Source organism: Polaribacter sp. HA6-7 (assembly GCF_055693625.1).
Window position 1 is genome coordinate 642,501 of sequence record NZ_CM146338.1, and the last position, 17,143, is coordinate 659,643.

General features: G+C 32.1%; 8 protein-coding genes and 7 pseudogenes (1 of these 15 running past the window's edge). 5 read left to right on the plus strand and 10 right to left on the minus strand.

Annotated elements, in window-relative coordinates; all coding sequences use genetic code 11:
• From ACZ1HD_RS03605 to ACZ1HD_RS03645, 9 genes and pseudogenes are all read right to left on the minus strand, one after another.
• Positions 1-1,221 (minus strand): annotated as a pseudogene (locus tag ACZ1HD_RS03605) (glutamate synthase subunit beta) (it extends 244 nt beyond the left edge of the window).
• Between the two features lie 4 nt (positions 1,222-1,225).
• Complete coding sequence (locus ACZ1HD_RS03610) at positions 1,226-2,389, minus strand: GltB/FmdC/FwdC-like GXGXG domain-containing protein (RefSeq protein ID WP_472688658.1); 1,164 nt, start codon at positions 2,387-2,389, stop codon at positions 1,226-1,228.
• Positions 2,361-4,511: a glutamate synthase-related protein gene (locus ACZ1HD_RS03615; RefSeq protein WP_472689269.1), complete on the minus strand. Its 2,151-nt coding sequence runs from the start codon at positions 4,509-4,511 to the stop codon at positions 2,361-2,363. The genes ACZ1HD_RS03610 and ACZ1HD_RS03615 overlap by 29 nt, the downstream gene beginning before the upstream one ends.
• Positions 4,497-5,737, minus strand: a pseudogene (locus tag ACZ1HD_RS03620) (glutamate synthase subunit alpha); the annotation flags it as partial. The pseudogene ACZ1HD_RS03620 and the gene ACZ1HD_RS03615, both read right to left, overlap by 15 nt.
• A gap of 215 nt (positions 5,738-5,952) precedes the next feature.
• Positions 5,953-7,192: pseudogene (locus ACZ1HD_RS03625) on the minus strand (ammonium transporter).
• A 20-nt stretch (positions 7,193-7,212) separates the two neighbouring features.
• Positions 7,213-7,551 (minus strand): P-II family nitrogen regulator, encoded by a 339-nt coding sequence (locus ACZ1HD_RS03630; protein ID WP_340934945.1) that lies wholly within the window; start codon positions 7,549-7,551, stop codon positions 7,213-7,215.
• A gap of 112 nt (positions 7,552-7,663) precedes the next feature.
• Positions 7,664-8,957 (minus strand): annotated as a pseudogene (locus ACZ1HD_RS03635) (ammonium transporter).
• Between the two features lie 111 nt (positions 8,958-9,068).
• On the minus strand, positions 9,069-9,509 hold the full coding sequence (locus ACZ1HD_RS03640; protein WP_472689270.1) for an outer membrane beta-barrel protein: 441 nt from the start codon (positions 9,507-9,509) through the stop codon (positions 9,069-9,071).
• A complete protein-coding gene (locus ACZ1HD_RS03645) occupies positions 9,410-9,979 on the minus strand; it encodes an outer membrane beta-barrel protein (RefSeq protein WP_472688659.1) in 570 nt (189 codons plus the stop codon). The genes ACZ1HD_RS03640 and ACZ1HD_RS03645 overlap by 100 nt, the downstream gene beginning before the upstream one ends.
• Positions 9,980-10,346: 367 nt before the next feature.
• Between ACZ1HD_RS03645 and ACZ1HD_RS03650 the strand changes: the two genes are divergently transcribed.
• Complete coding sequence (locus ACZ1HD_RS03650) at positions 10,347-11,054, plus strand: tRNA pseudouridine synthase A (protein ID WP_472688660.1); 708 nt, start codon at positions 10,347-10,349, stop codon at positions 11,052-11,054.
• Positions 11,055-11,190: 136 nt separating this feature from the next.
• Here the strand turns inward: ACZ1HD_RS03650 and ACZ1HD_RS03655 are convergent.
• A pseudogene (locus ACZ1HD_RS03655) lies at positions 11,191-12,332 on the minus strand (acyl-CoA dehydrogenase).
• Between the two features lie 89 nt (positions 12,333-12,421).
• On the opposite strand from ACZ1HD_RS03655, the gene ACZ1HD_RS03660 reads away from it, so the two are divergent.
• The 4 genes and pseudogenes from ACZ1HD_RS03660 to ACZ1HD_RS03675 all read left to right on the plus strand — a co-directional run bounded on the left by ACZ1HD_RS03660 (position 12,422) and on the right by ACZ1HD_RS03675 (position 17,143).
• Complete coding sequence (locus tag ACZ1HD_RS03660) at positions 12,422-13,519, plus strand: anhydro-N-acetylmuramic acid kinase (protein WP_472688661.1); 1,098 nt, start codon at positions 12,422-12,424, stop codon at positions 13,517-13,519.
• 145 nt (positions 13,520-13,664) lie between these two features.
• Positions 13,665-14,896: pseudogene (locus tag ACZ1HD_RS03665) on the plus strand (Glu/Leu/Phe/Val dehydrogenase dimerization domain-containing protein).
• A gap of 15 nt (positions 14,897-14,911) precedes the next feature.
• Positions 14,912-16,314, plus strand: a pseudogene (nhaD, locus tag ACZ1HD_RS03670) (sodium:proton antiporter NhaD).
• A gap of 139 nt (positions 16,315-16,453) precedes the next feature.
• Positions 16,454-17,143, plus strand: coding sequence for a MotA/TolQ/ExbB proton channel family protein (locus ACZ1HD_RS03675; RefSeq protein ID WP_079738232.1), 690 nt, complete (start codon positions 16,454-16,456; stop codon positions 17,141-17,143).

The following is a 17,143-nucleotide window of genomic DNA, read 5'->3' on the forward strand; positions in this document are numbered from 1 at the left end:
TCTGGACCTGTAAAACCAAGTGCTAATAAAGCCAATTCACATGGCCAAGTTTTTTCTGTTCCCGATACTTCTATAAGTTGCGGTCTTTGTCCTGGAATCATTTTCCATTCAACATTTACGGTTTTTAAAGCTATTAACTTGCCATTTTCATCTTTTACAAATTCTTTTGTATTTATCAACCAATTACGTTCTACACCTTCTTGATGAGACGAAGAAGTTTTTAATTGTAAAGGCCAAAATGGCCAAGGTGTTTTTGGAGATCTATGACCTGGAGGTTTAGGCATTATTTCAAAATTAACAACAGATTTTGCTCCTTGACGATTTGATGTCCCAATACAATCTGAACCTGTATCTCCACCACCAATAACAATAACATTTTTATCTGTTGCTAAAACTTGATTTTTTACTTCTTTACCAAATACAACTTTTGTTTGTTGAGTTAAAAAATCCATTGCTTGTACTACACCATCAGCATCTATACCTGGAGTTGGTAAACTTCTTCTTTCTGTTGCACCACCACATAAAACAATGCTATCAAAACTTTTTAATTCTGATATTTCATAATTAACACCAACATTTACATTTGTTTTAAATATGATTCCTTCCGCTTCTAAAATTTTAATTCTTCTATCAATAATTCCTTTTTCCATCTTGAAATTAGGAATACCATATCTTAATAAACCTCCAACTTCGTCATCTCTCTCAAAAACAGTTACAGAATGACCAGCTCTATTTAATTGTTGTGCAGCGGCTAAACCTGCAGGACCGAGAACCTATAACTGCTACACTTTTCCCAGTACGCTTTTTTGGTGGTTGTGGCTTTATCCATCCTTCTTTAAAAGCTCTTTCAACAATATTTTTTTCTATATTTTCAATTGAAATTGGATCTTCTATAATTCCTAATACACAAGCTTTTTCACATGGTGCTGGACATAATCGACCAGTAAATTCAGGGAAATTGTTTGTTGAATGCAAAATCCAAGATGCTTTTTTCCATTCGCCTTGGTGTACCATATGGTTAAAGTCTCGAATTAAATTACCTAACGGGCAACCACTATGACAGAAAGGTATACCACAATCCATACATCGAGAACCTTGTTTAGTAATTTCTTCTTCAGATAAAGGAACTGTAAATTCTTTATAGTTTTTTATACGATCTTTAACAGATGTATATTTTTCATCTTGTCTTTCAAATTCTTTAAATCCTGTTACTTTTCCCATGACATTATGCTATTGTTAATTCTTCAAACATTGGTTCTTCTGTTTCTAAACGTTCTAAGGCACGCTTATATTCAGTAGGCATTACTTTTACAAAGTTTTGTAAGCTATTATTCCAATCGGCTAATAAATCTGAACCTTTTTTACTGTTCGTATACAGAACATGTTTTTCTAAAAGTGATTTTAATCCTGAGACATCATCATTAGAAAGTGTTTCAAATTCTATTGTTTCTGTATTACAAAGTCCGTTTATAAATTTTTTCTGTGGATCATATACATAAGCAATACCACCGCTCATTCCTGCAGCAAAATTTCGACCTGTTTTACCAAGTACAACAACTTTACCACCGGTCATGTATTCACAACAATGATCTCCTACACCTTCTACAACTGCTGTAGCACTGCAATTTCGTACGGCAAACCTTTCACCTGCAATTCCATTTATGTATGCTTGTCCTGCAACAGCACCAAACATACAAACGTTACCTACTATGATATTGTTTTCTGCTAAAAAGTCTGCTTTTTCTGGTTTTTTAATTATTAATTTTGCTCCTGATAATCCTTTACCTAGATAATCATTTGTATTACCATCTAAGGTAAACGTTAAACCATGAGCACCAAATGCCCCAAAACTTTGTCCTGCTGAACCTGTAAAGTTTATATTAAGTGTATCTTCTGGCAAACCTAAATGACCGTAAATTTTAGATATTTCGTTACTAACAATTGCCCCTACTGTTCTATTTGTATTTTTTATAGGATAAAATAGATTCATTTTTTCTTTTCTATAAAGTGCTCTATGAGAATCTTTAAGAATTGTAAAATCTAAAACATTGTCTAAATTATGATCTTGTTTTTCAGTATTTTTTACAACCATACTTTTATAAGCAGAAGGTCTATGTAAAATGCTTGATAAATCTAACCCTTTAGCTTTGTAATGCTTAATAGCTTTATTTGCGTTAATTTTGTGTGTTTTTCCAACCATTTCAGCTAGCGTTCTAAAACCTAACTGAGCCATGATTCCTCTTAATTCTTCTGCGATATAATAAAAGAAGTTAATAACATGCTCTGGTGTTCCTTTAAAGTTTTTTCTTAGTTCTTTGTCTTGCGTAGCAATACCAACAGGGCATGTGTTAAGATGACATTTACGCATCATTATACAACCGAGATGCAACTAAAGGTGCTGTAGCAAACCCAAATTCTTCTGCACCTAGTAATGCCGCAATGGCAACATCTCTACCAGTTTTTAATTGTCCGTCGCATTCAACAACAATTCTACTTCTTAAATCATTTAAAACAAGTGTTTGTTGTGCTTCTGCTAAACCTAGTTCCCATGGTAAACCTGCATGTTTAAGTGATGTAAGTGGTGATGCACCTGTACCACCATCGTAACCGGAAATCAAAACGACATCTGCTTTTGCTTTTGCAACACCCGCAGCAATAGTACCTACACCTACTTCTGAAACTAATTTTACATTAATTCTTGCTTCACGATTTGCATTTTTTAAATCGAATATTAACTGTGCTAAATCTTCAATTGAATAAATATCGTGATGTGGTGGTGGAGAAATCAATCCAACAAAAGGAGTTGAATTTCTTGCTGATGCAATCCATGGTAAAACTTTTTCACCTGGTAATTGACCACCTTCACCTGGTTTAGCACCTTGTGCCATTTTAATTTGTATCTCTTTAGCATTGGTTAAATAATGAGATGTTACCCCAAATCTACCGAGATGCAACTTGTTTGATAGCAGAATTTCTACTATCACCATTAATATCTTTTTGAAAACGCTTTCTGTCTTCACCACCTTCACCGAATTAGACTTACCACCAATTCTATTCATGGCAATAGCTAAATTTTCATGAGCTTCTCTAGAAATTGATCCGTAGGACATTGCACCTGTTTTAAAACGTTTTACAATTTCTGTCCAAGGTTCGACTTCTTCTAAAGGAATTGGGTCTAAGTTGTCAAATTCAAACAAACCTCTAATTGTCATTAAACTTTCAGACTGCTCATTTATCGCGTTTGAATAAACATTATAACTAGCTTGATCACTTAATCTAACTGCTTGCTGAAGTTTAGAAACTGTTGTTGGATTAAATAAATGTCTCTCTCCGTTTCTTCTCCATCGATAATCACCTCCAACATTTAAACCTAAATTTTTATCAATTTGATTATCTGGATATGCTTGTTTGTATCGTTGATCTATTTCTTTTTCGATTTCATATAACCCAATTCCTTCAATTCTAGAAGCTGTATATGGAAAATATTTTTCTACGAATTGAGAATTAAAACCAACAATTTCAAAAATTTGTGAACCTCTATAAGAATGTAATGTAGAAATTCCAATTTTGTTCATCACTTTTAAAATCCCTTTTCCGATGGCTTTATTAAAGTTGTCTACAGCTTTTTGCTCATCCATACCGGTTATAAAACCTTCTTTAACTTGCATTCTAATAATTTCGTTAACCATATATGGGTTCACTGCACTTGCTCCATAACCAAATAATGTAGCAAAATGATGTGGTTCTCTAGGTTCTGCAGATTCAATAATTATATCGAAATAAGATCTTTTTCTTAAACGATTTAATTGATGATTTACATAAGAACAAGCTAATAAAGCTGGTATTGGGGCAAATTCTTGATTTACACCTCTATCTGATAAAATTATAATATTACTTTTATTATCTAAAGCTTTTTCTACTTGCTTAACAATATTATCTAAAGCGTCTTCTAAACCATTTAAACCTTGGGCTTTTGAATATAAAATTTGAATTGTTTCAGCTTTAAAACTTTCAATTTCTATTGATCTAATTTTTTCTAAATCGGCATTAGAAATCACAGGATTTTGTATTCTTAATTTTCTACATTGTCTTTCTGTGATGCTAAAAATATTTCTATCTTTTCCTAAATTTAGACTAATATCTGTTACAATATTTTCTCTAATTCCGTCTAAAGGCGGATTTGTAACTTGTGCAAATAATTGCTTAAAATAATTTGATATTAATTGAGGTCTGTCTGATAAAACAGCTAAAGGAGTATCTATTCCCATAGAACCTAAAGCTTCTTTACCAACAATTGCCATTGGTGTAATTACTTCTTGAATATCTTCGAAAGTGTAATTAAATAAACGTTGACGTGTTTTTATATCAATTGTTTCAATTGGGCAAGTTTCGTTTGTATAAGGAACATCCTTTAAATGTAAACGAGTTTTATCTAACCATTCTTGGTACGGTCTTTCAGAAACAATTTTACTTTTTATTTCTTTATCTTGAATTATTCTACCTTCGTTCATGTCTACTAAAAACATTTTACCAGGTTCTAATCTACCGTGTTCTTTTATATCTTCTGGTGCAACATCTACAACACCAATTTCTGATGACATTATTAATTTACCGCTCTTAGTAACTGTATATCTAGATGGTCTTAAACCATTTCTGTCTAATAAAGCACCAATATAATCACCGTCTGTAAATGGTACAGAAGCTGGTCCATCCCAAGGTTCCATAATACAACCATTATATTCGTAAAAAGCTTTTCGCTCTTTAGACATTGTGGCATGTTTTTCCCATGCTTCCGTATCATCATCATCATAATTTCCGGTAATGATCTACCTGTATGCGTTAATAATTCTACCACCATATCCATAGATGCAGAATCTGATTTACCTGGTAAAATTATTGGAAAAAGTTTATCTATTTGCGGGCCGAAAACATCACTTTTCATGATTTCTTCACGTACACGCATTCTACTTACATTTCCTCTTAAAGTATTTATCTCTCCGTTTTGACACATGTGTCTAAATGGCTGAGCAAGTTCCCAAGTTGGCATTGTATTTGTAGAAAAACGTTGGTGTACTAAGGCTAATCTGGTAACTAAATCTATTTCTTGTAAGTCTTTATAATAAGGCCCAATATCTTCGGGCATAATTATACCTTTATATATTATAGTCGTTATAGATAAACTTGGTACATAAAAATAATTACTTTCAGAAATTTTAGATTTTCGAATTGTATGTTCTGCAATTTTTCTTGCAGCGTATAATTTCGCTTTAAATGTAGCTTCGTCAACATCTTCTGTTTTACCAATAAATAGTTGTTCTATGTTTGGTTCTGATGCCAATGCAATTTCACCTAATTGAGATGAATCTACAGGAACTTCTCGCCAACCTAAAACAGAAAGACCTTGATTAAAAATTTCGGTTTCAAAAGTTTTTTTACAATAATTATATTGATTTGATACTTTTGGAAGAAACACCATACCAACAGCATATTCTCTTTGGTTAGGTAACGGAAAATTACAAACTCTGTTAAAGTAATCGTGCGGAATATCTATTAATAAACCTGCTCCGTCACCTGTTTTTCCATCGGAACTAACACCACCTCTATGTTCTAGTTTTACTAGGATTTCTAGTGCGTCGTGTATGATTTGATTTGTTCTTTGACCATTTAAATTACAGATAAAACCAGCACCGCAATTTTCATGTTCAAACTCTGGTAAGTATAACCCTTGTTTCTCCATATCGTATTCAATTATATTGGCTAATTTATATTTTTTATTAAGAAAAAATTAACTTTTTAGCGGTTTTAATATAATTTTTATGATGAAAACAAAAAAACGATATAAATAATTTAATAATAATAATTAAAGCTTTTTATATTGTGAAATCGTTAAAAAACGAAAAAACCCGCAATTTTTTTAAAATTGCAGGTAAAAAATTGTGTATTTTTTAAAGGTTAATGTTCGTTTAATCTAAAATCTGGATATGCATCCATACCGTGTTCATGAGCATCTAAACCTTCTAATTCTTCTTTTTCATCAACTCTTATTCCCATTGTTTTCTTTAAAGTGAAAATAATTATAAAAGAAGTTATTAAGCAAAAAACAGCATAAGATCCTATTCCTATTAATTGACTAACAAATTGAGATCCGCTAGCTAAATCTCCAAAGATTCCAACAGCAAGAGTTCCCCAAATTCCGCAAATTAAATGAACAGCTATTGCACCCACCGGATCATCTAATTTTAATTTGTCAATTAAACTAACAGCAAATACAATAAATACACCTGCTATTGCACCAATATAAATTGCATCCATAGGAGACATTACATCTGCACCAGCAGTGATTGCAACTAAACCTCCTAAAATTCCGTTAAGAAACATCGTTAAATCTAAATTTTTAAAAAGAATTGTAGAAGTGATTGCAGAAATAACACCACCAGCCGTTGCAGCTAAACATGTAGTTACAAGTGTTAAAGAAGTTAAACCTGGATCTGCAGATAAAACCGAGCCACCATTAAAACCAAACCAACCTAACCAAAGTATTAAAACACCAGCTGTAGCAATAGGAATGTTATGACCTGGTATTGCTTGAATTTTTCCATTTTTGAATTTTCCTATTCTCGGCTCCTAAAAGACAAACTGCTACTAAAGCAGCCCAACCACCAACAGAGTGAACTAAAGTAGAACCTGCAAAATCATAAAAAGGAGTGTCTAGTTGGTCTAAAAAACCGCCTCCCCATTTCCAAGAACCTGCAATTGGGTAAACAAAGCCAACATACAATATTGTAAATATCATAAAAGGTAAAATTTTCATTCTTTCTGCTACAGCACCGTAAACTATTGTAGTTGCAGTTGCTGCGAACATTCCTTGAAACAAAAAGTCTGTCCAATATGTATAACCTTCGTTATATGTTAAATCTAAAACACCATCTTTTAGAGGTGCAGAAATACCAAATATAAAATCGCCTAAATATCCGGATGAATTTGCAGCCCATGTTGGGTACATTAAATTGAAGCCTACTAAAGCATACAGTAATAGACCTACTGTAATGATAAATATATTTTTAAATAAGATGTTTATAGTATTCTTTTGTCTTGTTAATCCAATTTCTAGAAATGCAAAACCTAAGTGCATAAAGAAAACTAGTGCTGTACAGATCATCATCCATACATTATTTATTGTTAATAATTCCATGATATAAAAAATGTTCTTTTTTAGTTTAGTGTTTTTCCTCCTTTTTCTCCTGTTCTTATTCTGTAGGCTTCATTTATGTCGCTTACAAAAACTTTTCCATCACCAACATCACCTGTAGATGCAGCTTCAATTATAGTTTTAATTGTTATTTCTTCAAATTCATTATTTACTACTATAGATAAATATCTTCTTTGAATATCGCTTGTGCTATAACTTACACCTCTGTAAACATGTCCTTCTTTTTCGTTACCTAAACCGGTAACATCCCAATAAGAGAAAAAATTAACACCAACATCATGCAATGCTTCTTTTACTGCGCTAAATTTTGATTTTCTAATAATTGCTTCTATTTTTTTCATTTTAAATATTTAGTTAATTGTTCTTAAAAATGTTTTTTCGTAGAAAAATCACACAACCCTAAAGTTGTGTGATTTTATATATAATTGATTTAAAATTTTATGTAGATAACTGCTATTTATCTTCGTCAAAATCTCTAACTCTTTTACCTGGGTAAGCAATAGAACCATGTTCTGAAATATCTAAACCTTCAATTTCTACTTCTTTAGATACTCTTAATCCCATTGTAGCTTTTAATATTGCTAAAACAATAAAAGATAAGACGGTTGCCCAAGCTGCATAAGCTAAAACTCCGACAGCTTGTACTCCTAATTGCGAAGCACCGCCACCATTAAATAATCCAATTGCAGTATCGCCGTCTACACCCCAAAGACCTATAACTAAAGTTCCCCAAGCACCAGCAACACCGTGTACAGAAGCTGCACCAATTGCATCATCAATTTTTAATTTCTTTTCTATAAATTCAATTGAAAATACTACAATGATACCTCCAATAAGTCCTGCTAATACAGCACCACCTGCAGTCATGTTTCCACATCCGGCAGTAATACTAACTAAACCAGCTAAAGAACCATTAAGAGTTTGTGCTAAATTTGGTTTTCCATACCAGATCCAAGTTGTAACTAAAGCACCAAGACCACCTGCTGCTGCTGATAAATTTGTGATTAATACAACGTTAGAAGCACCAACTGCATCTGCGCCACCCCAAGCTAATTGAGATCCACCGTTAAAACCAAACCAACCAAACCAAAGGATAAATACACCTAAAGTTGCTAAAACTTGATTGTGACCAGGAATAGGTAAAACCTTTCCGTTAACATATTTTCCTATTCTAGGACCTACCATAAATGCAGCTACTAAAGCAGCCCAACCACCTACAGAGTGTACAATTGACGAACCAGCAAAGTCTATAAAGCCCATTTCTGTTAACCAACCGCTACCTTGCCATTGCCATCCACCGAGATATTGGATAGATAACTGCTGTCATTATAAGAGAGAAAATGATATATGTAGAATATTTTGTTCTACCTGCTATTGCACCGTAAACGATTGTAGCTGTAGTTGCAGCAAACATTGTTTGAAAGAATAAATCTGCTCCTTCACCTTGAAATAAGCCACTCTGCAAAAACCATCCGTTAGATGTATCTCCGTACATTAAAGAGTAACCTACTAACCTGAAAGTTAAAGAACCCACACAAATGTCTAATAGATTTTTCATTGCGATATTTACCGCATTTTTAGATCTTGTCATTCCAGATTCTACTAATGTAAAACCAGCTTGCATTAAGAATACTAAAATACCAGCAATTAGCATCCAAAGCATTCCCATATCTCCATTAATCTGTTCAACAGCTTGCGCCACTTCTGATACAGGAGTATCTTGTAATAATGTTAAAAATAAACTCATTTTTATATAATTTTTGGTTAATTAATTCTTAGAAAGAGTAAACTGCTGCTAGTGTAGCTCCTGTTACACTTTTCCCAAAAGGAACAACACCATCATCAGAAGTGTCATATCTTACTTCGGAATTATTGTTAAGCTACCTGTTAAAGAATAGTTACCAGATAAAGTAAAAGCAGATACGCTACTGTCTACATCTGCTGTAGTAGTTGTAAAAAATTCTGGTCTAAATCCTAAAGAGAACTTATCTGAAAAAGTGTTTTGTAAGTAAAAAGCAACACCTTTATAGCTATAATCTGCATCATCAGAATTTGAGTATGCTGCATTTATTCCTAAAAAGAAAGATTCTGAAACATCAAACCCACCTGTATAGTCTAAGTATAAAACATCTGTAGTTCCAAAACCATCAGCACCATAAGCTAAGTTAAAATACTGTCCTTTATATCCTGTTTGAAAACCTAATTGATAATCGTTACCAATGTTTGCACCGAAGTAATACCATGAGGATTTGTTACAGCAAACATAAAAGATAAGTCTTCTGATGCTGCATAGTCTAATTTAAAACCAGTATGAGAAAAAGGACCTGCGTTAAATAAATAAGATACAGAGTAGTTAAAGTTTCCTGCTGGAGAGATAACTTCATAACCATAGAAAGTATTAAACTGACCTAAAGTTAAAGTTACTTTATCTGAAGCATTGTAATATGCATATAGTTGGTTGATAGCACCTTCATATGCATTTGCTGCTTTTGCTCTTGGCCCGTAAGCTAAATCTGCAACAACCCCAGCTTTTCCTTTTTCATATGAAAAAATTGTATTTACCATACCTAATCCAAAACCATTTGCAGAAGCTGCAGGATCGTCACTTGAATATAAAATACCTAAAGAGCCAGGAGAATTGCTTTTAAGATTACTTGTATGATATACGTCTACAGTTCCACTTAATGTAAATGTTCCTTTGTCTTCGTTTTCTTGTGCTGTTACTACTAAACTAGAAATGAATAGTAATGATAGAATAATTTTTTTCATAATGAGTGTTCTTTAGTTGTGTTAATTTTTTGTTAATGAACTCGGGTCAAATGTATATATTAAATTTAAATTAACAAGGGGTGTTAATTTTCAAAACGATGTATTTTGAGTGTATACCCTCAAAAAAAGGGGGTTATATTGAGATAACTATATTTTTTTGTTTTTGAAAGGTGTAAAATGTTAGGTTCGTAAAAAAGTGAACTATAATTTTGAGATATTCATAAAAATGCATGTTTTGTAAAAAAATGTAATTTATGTACTTTTGCACCTATGAAATATTCATTTTCTTACCTAATTTGTTTAGAATTCTTAGGGTTTAGGTTTTCTCGGTTGGCAAAAGCAAAAAAATGCAAAAACTTTGCATGATATGGTCGATAAATCTTTGTCTTTTGTTTTTGAAGACTTTGATTTTAAGACAATTGGGGTAGGGAGAACAGACGCTAAAGTTTCTGCTAACACCTATTATTTACAGCTTTTTAGAAATTCTGAAATTGATGAATTAATCTTTTTAAAATCTTTAAATTCTAATTTTTCGCCGGATTTTAGAGCTGTTTCTGTAAAAAAAGTGTCAACAAGCTTTAATGTTATCAATGCTCCTAAGATTAAAGAGTATCATTATTATTTTTCTTTTGGTGATAAAAACCATCCTTTTGCGGCTCCTTTTATGATTAATATTGATTTTAATCTGGATATTGATTCGATGAAAAAAGCAGCTAAATTGTTTAAAGGTGAGCATTATTTTCATAAATACTGTACAAAACCAAGTGAGCATACAGTGTTTAAACGAGTTATAGATGGTTGTGAAATAGTTGAAAATGATATTTTGACTGCAAGTTTTTTTCCGGAAGTTTCTTATGTGTTAAAAGTTAGGGGTAAAGGTTTTTTAAGATATCAAATTAGGTTGATGATGGCTACTTTGTTTGAGGTAGGTAAAGGAAATTTAGATTTAAATTTTATTGAAAAATCTTTAAAAGAAGATAACGATAGAATGTTTATGAGAAATATTGCGCCTTCTTCCTGGTTTGCAATTACATGCTTTGGATTTAGAACTTTAGTTGGCAAAAAGGTGCAATAGCGATAGAAACGGCATCCTTTTTTTGAAGAATGAAAAAAAGATATAGTGGATAGCGCGTTTTTTTGTTTTAAAAAATTGCCATAAAAAAATCCACCTTTAAAAAGATGGATTTTTAAATACTTATATAATAAGGTGATTATCCTTTGATAACGCCTCTAGAAATTACAATTTTCTGAATTTCTGAAGTTCCTTCGTAAATCTGAGTAATTTTAGCATCTCTCATTAAACGTTCTACGTGGTATTCTTTAACAAAACCATTTCCTCCGTGAATTTGAACTGCTTCTACAGTTTGTTCCATAGCAACTTTAGATGCGTATAACTTGGCCATTGCACTAGACATGTCGTAATTGTTGCCTTGGTCTTTATCCCAAGCAGCTTTCATAACTAACATTCTTGCTGCTTCGATTTCTGTGTACATATCTGCTAATTTAAAAGCAATTGCTTGGTGGTTGCAAATTTCTGTACCAAAAGCTTTACGTTCTTTCGAGTATTTTAAAGCCAATTCGTATGCACCAGATGCAATACCTAAAGCCTGTGCAGCAATACCGATTCTACCTCCGAAAGTGTTTTCATAGCAAACTTAAATCCGAAGCCATCTTCACCAATTCTATTTTCTTTAGGTACTTTTACATCGTTAAATTGTAATGTATGTGTGTCGCTACCGCGGATACCTAATTTGTCTTCTTTTGGTCCTACGTGAAAACCTTCTGTTCCTTTTTCAACAATAAAAGCGTTGATTCCTCTGTGCCCTTTAGAACGATCTGTTTGCGCTATAACTAAGTATACATCTGCACGACCACCACTAGTAATCCAGTTTTTTGTACCATTAATTACATAGTGATCTCCTTTATCTTCTGCAGTTGTTGCTTGTGAAGTTGCGTCTGACCCTGCTTCTGGTTCACTTAAACAAAATGCACCAACAAATTCTCCAGTAGCTAATTTTGTTAAATATTTTTGTTTTTGTTCTTCAGATGCGTAAGCTTCTAATCCGTAGCATACTAAAGAGTTGTTTACAGATACGATAACAGATGCAGATGCGTCTATTTTAGAAAGTTCTTCCATAATTAATACATAAGAAGTTGCGTCCATACCGCTTCCTCCGTATTTAGGATCTACCATAATTCCCATAAAACCTAAATCTCCCATTTTCTTAACTAATTCGTTAGGAAACTCTTGTTTATTGTCTCTTTCGATAACTCCAGGTAATAATTCTGTTTGTGCAAAATCTCTTGCAGCATCACGAATCATGATGTGTTCTTCTGTTAAACTAAAATCCATTTTATATTTTTATTATTTTCGTAAAATTCGACTTCAAAGATATCGATTTCGTAACATATTTTCAATAGACATTTGTTAATTTTACAAATATGAATAATAATTACTTTTTTGCCTTGGGTTTAATGTCCGGTACATCTTTGGATGGCGTAGATATTGTTTATGTGAAATTTAAGAGAAATGACTATTCGTTTTTTGAAATTTTACAAGCCGAAACCATTCCGTATTCTATAGAATGGAAACAACAATTGCAAAACGCTATTCATTTTTCTTCGGATGAGTTAAAAAAGTTAGACATATCTTATGGTAAGTATTTGGCGTCGTTAATAAATAATTTCGTTTTTAATTATAAAATTGAAGAACTAGCATTTGTAGCATCGCATGGTCACACAATTTTACACGAACCAGATAAAGGAATTACATTACAAATAGGTTATGGAAATGAAATTGCTAAACTAACTAAGCAAAAAGTTGTTTGCGATTTTAGAACACAAGATGTTAAATTAGGCGGTCAAGGTGCGCCGTTAGTGCCAATAGGAGACGAGTTGTTGTTTTCTAATATTGATTATTGTCTTAACCTTGGTGGATTTTCTAATGTTTCGTATCATAATAAAGGTAGTAGAATCGCTTTTGATATTTGCCCGGTAAATATTGTTTTAAATTTATATGCCAATAAGTTAGGGTTAGAATATGATGCATCCGGAGAAATTGCATCTAAAGGAACGATTAATAAAGTACTATTAGAAAAGTTAAATCAATTAGAGTTTTATCAGAAAAATCCGCCTAAATCTTTGGGTTTAGAATGGGTGCAACAACAAATATTGCCATTAATTGATAGTTTAGAAAAAGATGTGCCAAATGTTTTAAGAACTTTTGTAGAGCATGTAGCAATGCAAATATCGAGTGTTTTAGAAGATTCTAAATCGGTTCTAATAACAGGTGGCGGTGTGTTTAATGTTTTCTTAATAGATAGAATTAAATGTTACACTAATGTTAAAATTGTTAAAGCTTCTAATAACTTAATTAACTATAAAGAAGCTTTAATTTTTGCTTTCTTAGGTGTGTTAAAAATTGATAATCAGGTAAATTGCTTAAAAAGTGTTACTGGTGCTAGTCAAAATCATTCATGCTGGGGTTGTTTTTTTACCTTAGTTTTTGATTTAAAAAGTTTTAACAATTGTTTTTTTTAGATTAAGTTTGTAGAAGTCTGTAAAATGATATAATAATTCAATAAAAAATTTTAAAAATGAATCAACTTTAGCTTCTCTAGGTAAAATATGTCGGTAAAAATGCATGAAAATTTAGAAAATAAGTTGAAACTCAATACAAAATAAAATGAAAGAATTATTAAAAAAATACGAAAACAAGCAGCCGAAATAGTTTTTCACTGGAAAGATCAAGAAACAGATGCAGAAGGATGGACTGTAATTAACTCTCTAAGAGGAGGTGCAGCCGGCGGAGGTACTGAATGCGAAAAGGTTTAGATAAAAACGAAGTATTGTCTTTAGCTAAAACTATGGAGGTTAAATTTACTGTATCTCGGACCAGCAATTGGTGGTGCAAAATCTGGAATTAATTTCGATCCGAACGATCCTAGAAAAAGAGAAGTTTTAGAAAGATGGTACAAAGCAGTAACACCTTTACTTAAACATTATTATGGTACTGGTGGAGACTTAAATGTAGATGCAGATAAAGATGTAATTCCGATTACAGAAGATTGTGGAGTTTGGCATCCGCAAGAAGGTATTTTTAATGGTCATTTTAAACCTACCGAAGCAGATAAAATTAATAGAATTGGTCAATTACGTTTAGGTGTAATTAAAGTTATAGAAAACAAATATTTTTCTCCAGATTTATCAAGAAAATATACAGTTGCAGATATGTTAACTGGTTATGGTGTTGCAGAAGCAGTAAAGCATTACTATAATATTTACGGTGGCAACATCGAGGGTAAAAGAGCTATCGTGCAAGGTTTCGGAAACGTAGGTTCTGCTGCAGCTTATTATTTAACTCAATTAGGAGCCAAAGTAGTAGGAATTATAGATAGAGATGGTGGTTTAATTAACGAGAATGGTTTTACTATGGATGAAATGACAGATTTGTTTTTATCTAAGGATGGAAATAAACTGGTTTCAGAAAACATGATACCATTTGATGAAATTAACAGTAAAATTTGGAGTTTACCAGCAGAAATTTTTATTCCTGCAGCTGCTTCAAGATTGGTTTCTAAAGATCAAGTTCAGCAAATGATAGATACTGGTTTAGAAGTAATTTCTCCGGGTGCAAATGTTCCGTTTGCAGATAAAGAAATTTTCTTCGGTCCAATAATGGAATACACAGATAATCATTTAAGTTTGTTGCCGGACTTTATCTCTAATTGTGGTATTGCAAGAGTTTTTGCTTATTTAATGGAGTCTAAAGTGCCATTACCAATGCAAGACAAAGCTATTTTTGATGATACATCAGAAGTTATTAAAAAAGCATTGCAAAAAACATTTAAAAAGAGTGCGTCTAAAACAAAAATATGTTCAACAGCATTTGAAATAGCGTTAAAACAATTGATATAAATTAAATAAGAGAATATGGAATCAGTAATTATTATAGTGTTTGTAATGGGGTATCTAGCCATTACTTTAGAACATAATTTAAAATTAGATAAATTGATACCAGCCTTAATTATGATGGCGGTATGTTGGGCTTTGGTTGCCTTAGGTGTAGATAATTTTTCTAATTGGTTTGATTCTGCAAATCATGGTTTGGTAGATGGTTTTGCATCTATGGCGCATGATGATAAGTTACATTTAGTAGAAGAAACATTATTACATCACTTAGGTAAAACTGCAGAAATCTTAGTTTTCTTATTGGGTGCTATGACAATTGTAGAGATTATCGATTATTTTGATGGTTTTTCTACAATTAAAGGATATGTTAACTTTAAGAGTAAGAAAAAATTACTTTGGATGTTTGCAGTGTTAGCATTTATTTTATCAGCAATTATAGATAACTTAACTGCAACGATTGTATTAATATCGATACTTCAAAAAATTGTTAAAACAAGAGAAGATAGAATTTGGTTTGCAGGTTTAATTATTATTGCTGCAAATGCTGGTGGAGCTTTTTCTCCGATTGGAGACGTTACAACAACAATGCTTTGGATTGGTGATAAAGTAAGTACAGGTATGTTATTTACATACTTATTTATACCGTCTTTATTATGTATGGTTGTACCAACATTTATAGCTACATTTTTACCAGCTTTTAAAGGTGAAATTGATTTTGATGAAAACGAAGTTGAGCAGCCAAAAAGTAGACATAGTGCAAGAATGCTATATTTAGGTTTAGGTGCAATTTTATTTGTACCAGTATTTAAAACAGTTACACATTTACCTCCTTATGTAGGTATGATGCTTTCTTTAGCAATTGTAGCAACTTTTGCAGAGATTTATAGTAACTCTAAATTCTCTATTTCTACAGTAGAAGGAGAACAAGCAGAAGAGCATGAAAGTGGAGCGCATCACAGTCCGGTTCATCATTCGTTGTCAAAAATTGAAATGCCAAGTATTTTATTTTTCTTAGGTATTTTAATGGCTGTTGCAGCGTTAGAATCTTTAGGTATTTTATTTAATTTCGCAGACAGTTTAAAACAAGGGATTCCGTTAATAGGAACAGAGTTAAGCGGAACAGGAGTTTCTGATTTAGTTGTAATTTTATTAGGAATTGGTTCTGCAATTATTGATAATGTACCATTAGTAGCAGCAAGTTTAGGAATGTTTTCTGAAGGTTTAGATGATCCATTATGGCACTTTATTGCATTTTCTGCTGGTACAGGAGGAAGTATGTTAATCATTGGTTCTGCTGCAGGTGTTGTTGCAATGGGAATGGAAAAAATTGATTTTTTCGGTATATCAAAAAAATATCTTGGTTAGCTTTTATAGGTTTTTTAATAGGATCTATATCATTTGTAGTATTAAGAATGTTTGTATAATCAATAGCAAAATATTTATCAAATGCCATTTTGTTATTTACAAAATGGCATTTTTTATATCTCATAAAAAGCTTTTTGTTTAAAAGCAATTTTACAAGAGAAAACTCGTTAGTACTTAAGAACTTTAAAAGAAAACAAAATGGTAACATTTTTTCAAGAAAATAAAGAATTGTTAGAAGAAACAGTTTCCGAAGAAAAAACACTTTCTATCTATAATTTAATTATGGATGGAGGTATTGGAGGTCAAATAATAATAGCAATCCTATTTATTTTATTAGCTGTAGGATTGTACATTTATTTTGAAAGGTTTTTTGCTATAAAGGCAGCTTCTAAAGTAGATAAGAATTTTATGGATCAGATTAAAGATTATGTGTCAAACGGTAAGTTAGACGCTGCTAAGTCTTTGTGTGATAGTAAAAATACACCAACTGCAAGATTAATTAAAAAAGGAATTACTAGAATAGGAAAGCCTTTAGAAGATATTAATACAGCAATAGAAACCGCAGGTAAGTTAGAAGTGTATCAACTAGAAAAAAATGTGAGTGTGCTTGCAACTATTGCGGGTGCTGCACCAATGATTGGTTTTTTAGGAACCGTAATAGGTATGATTGTAGCTATTCATGAAATTGCAAATGCTGGCGGACAAATAGATATAAAAATGCTTTCTGATGGACTTTATACCGCAATGACTACAACTGTGGCTGGTTTAATTGTAGGTATTATTGCGTATATAACTTACAATCATTTAGTAGTAAGAACAGATAAAGTAGTATATCAAATGGAAGCTAAATCTGTAGAGTTTTTAGATTTATTAAACGAACCTGTTTAG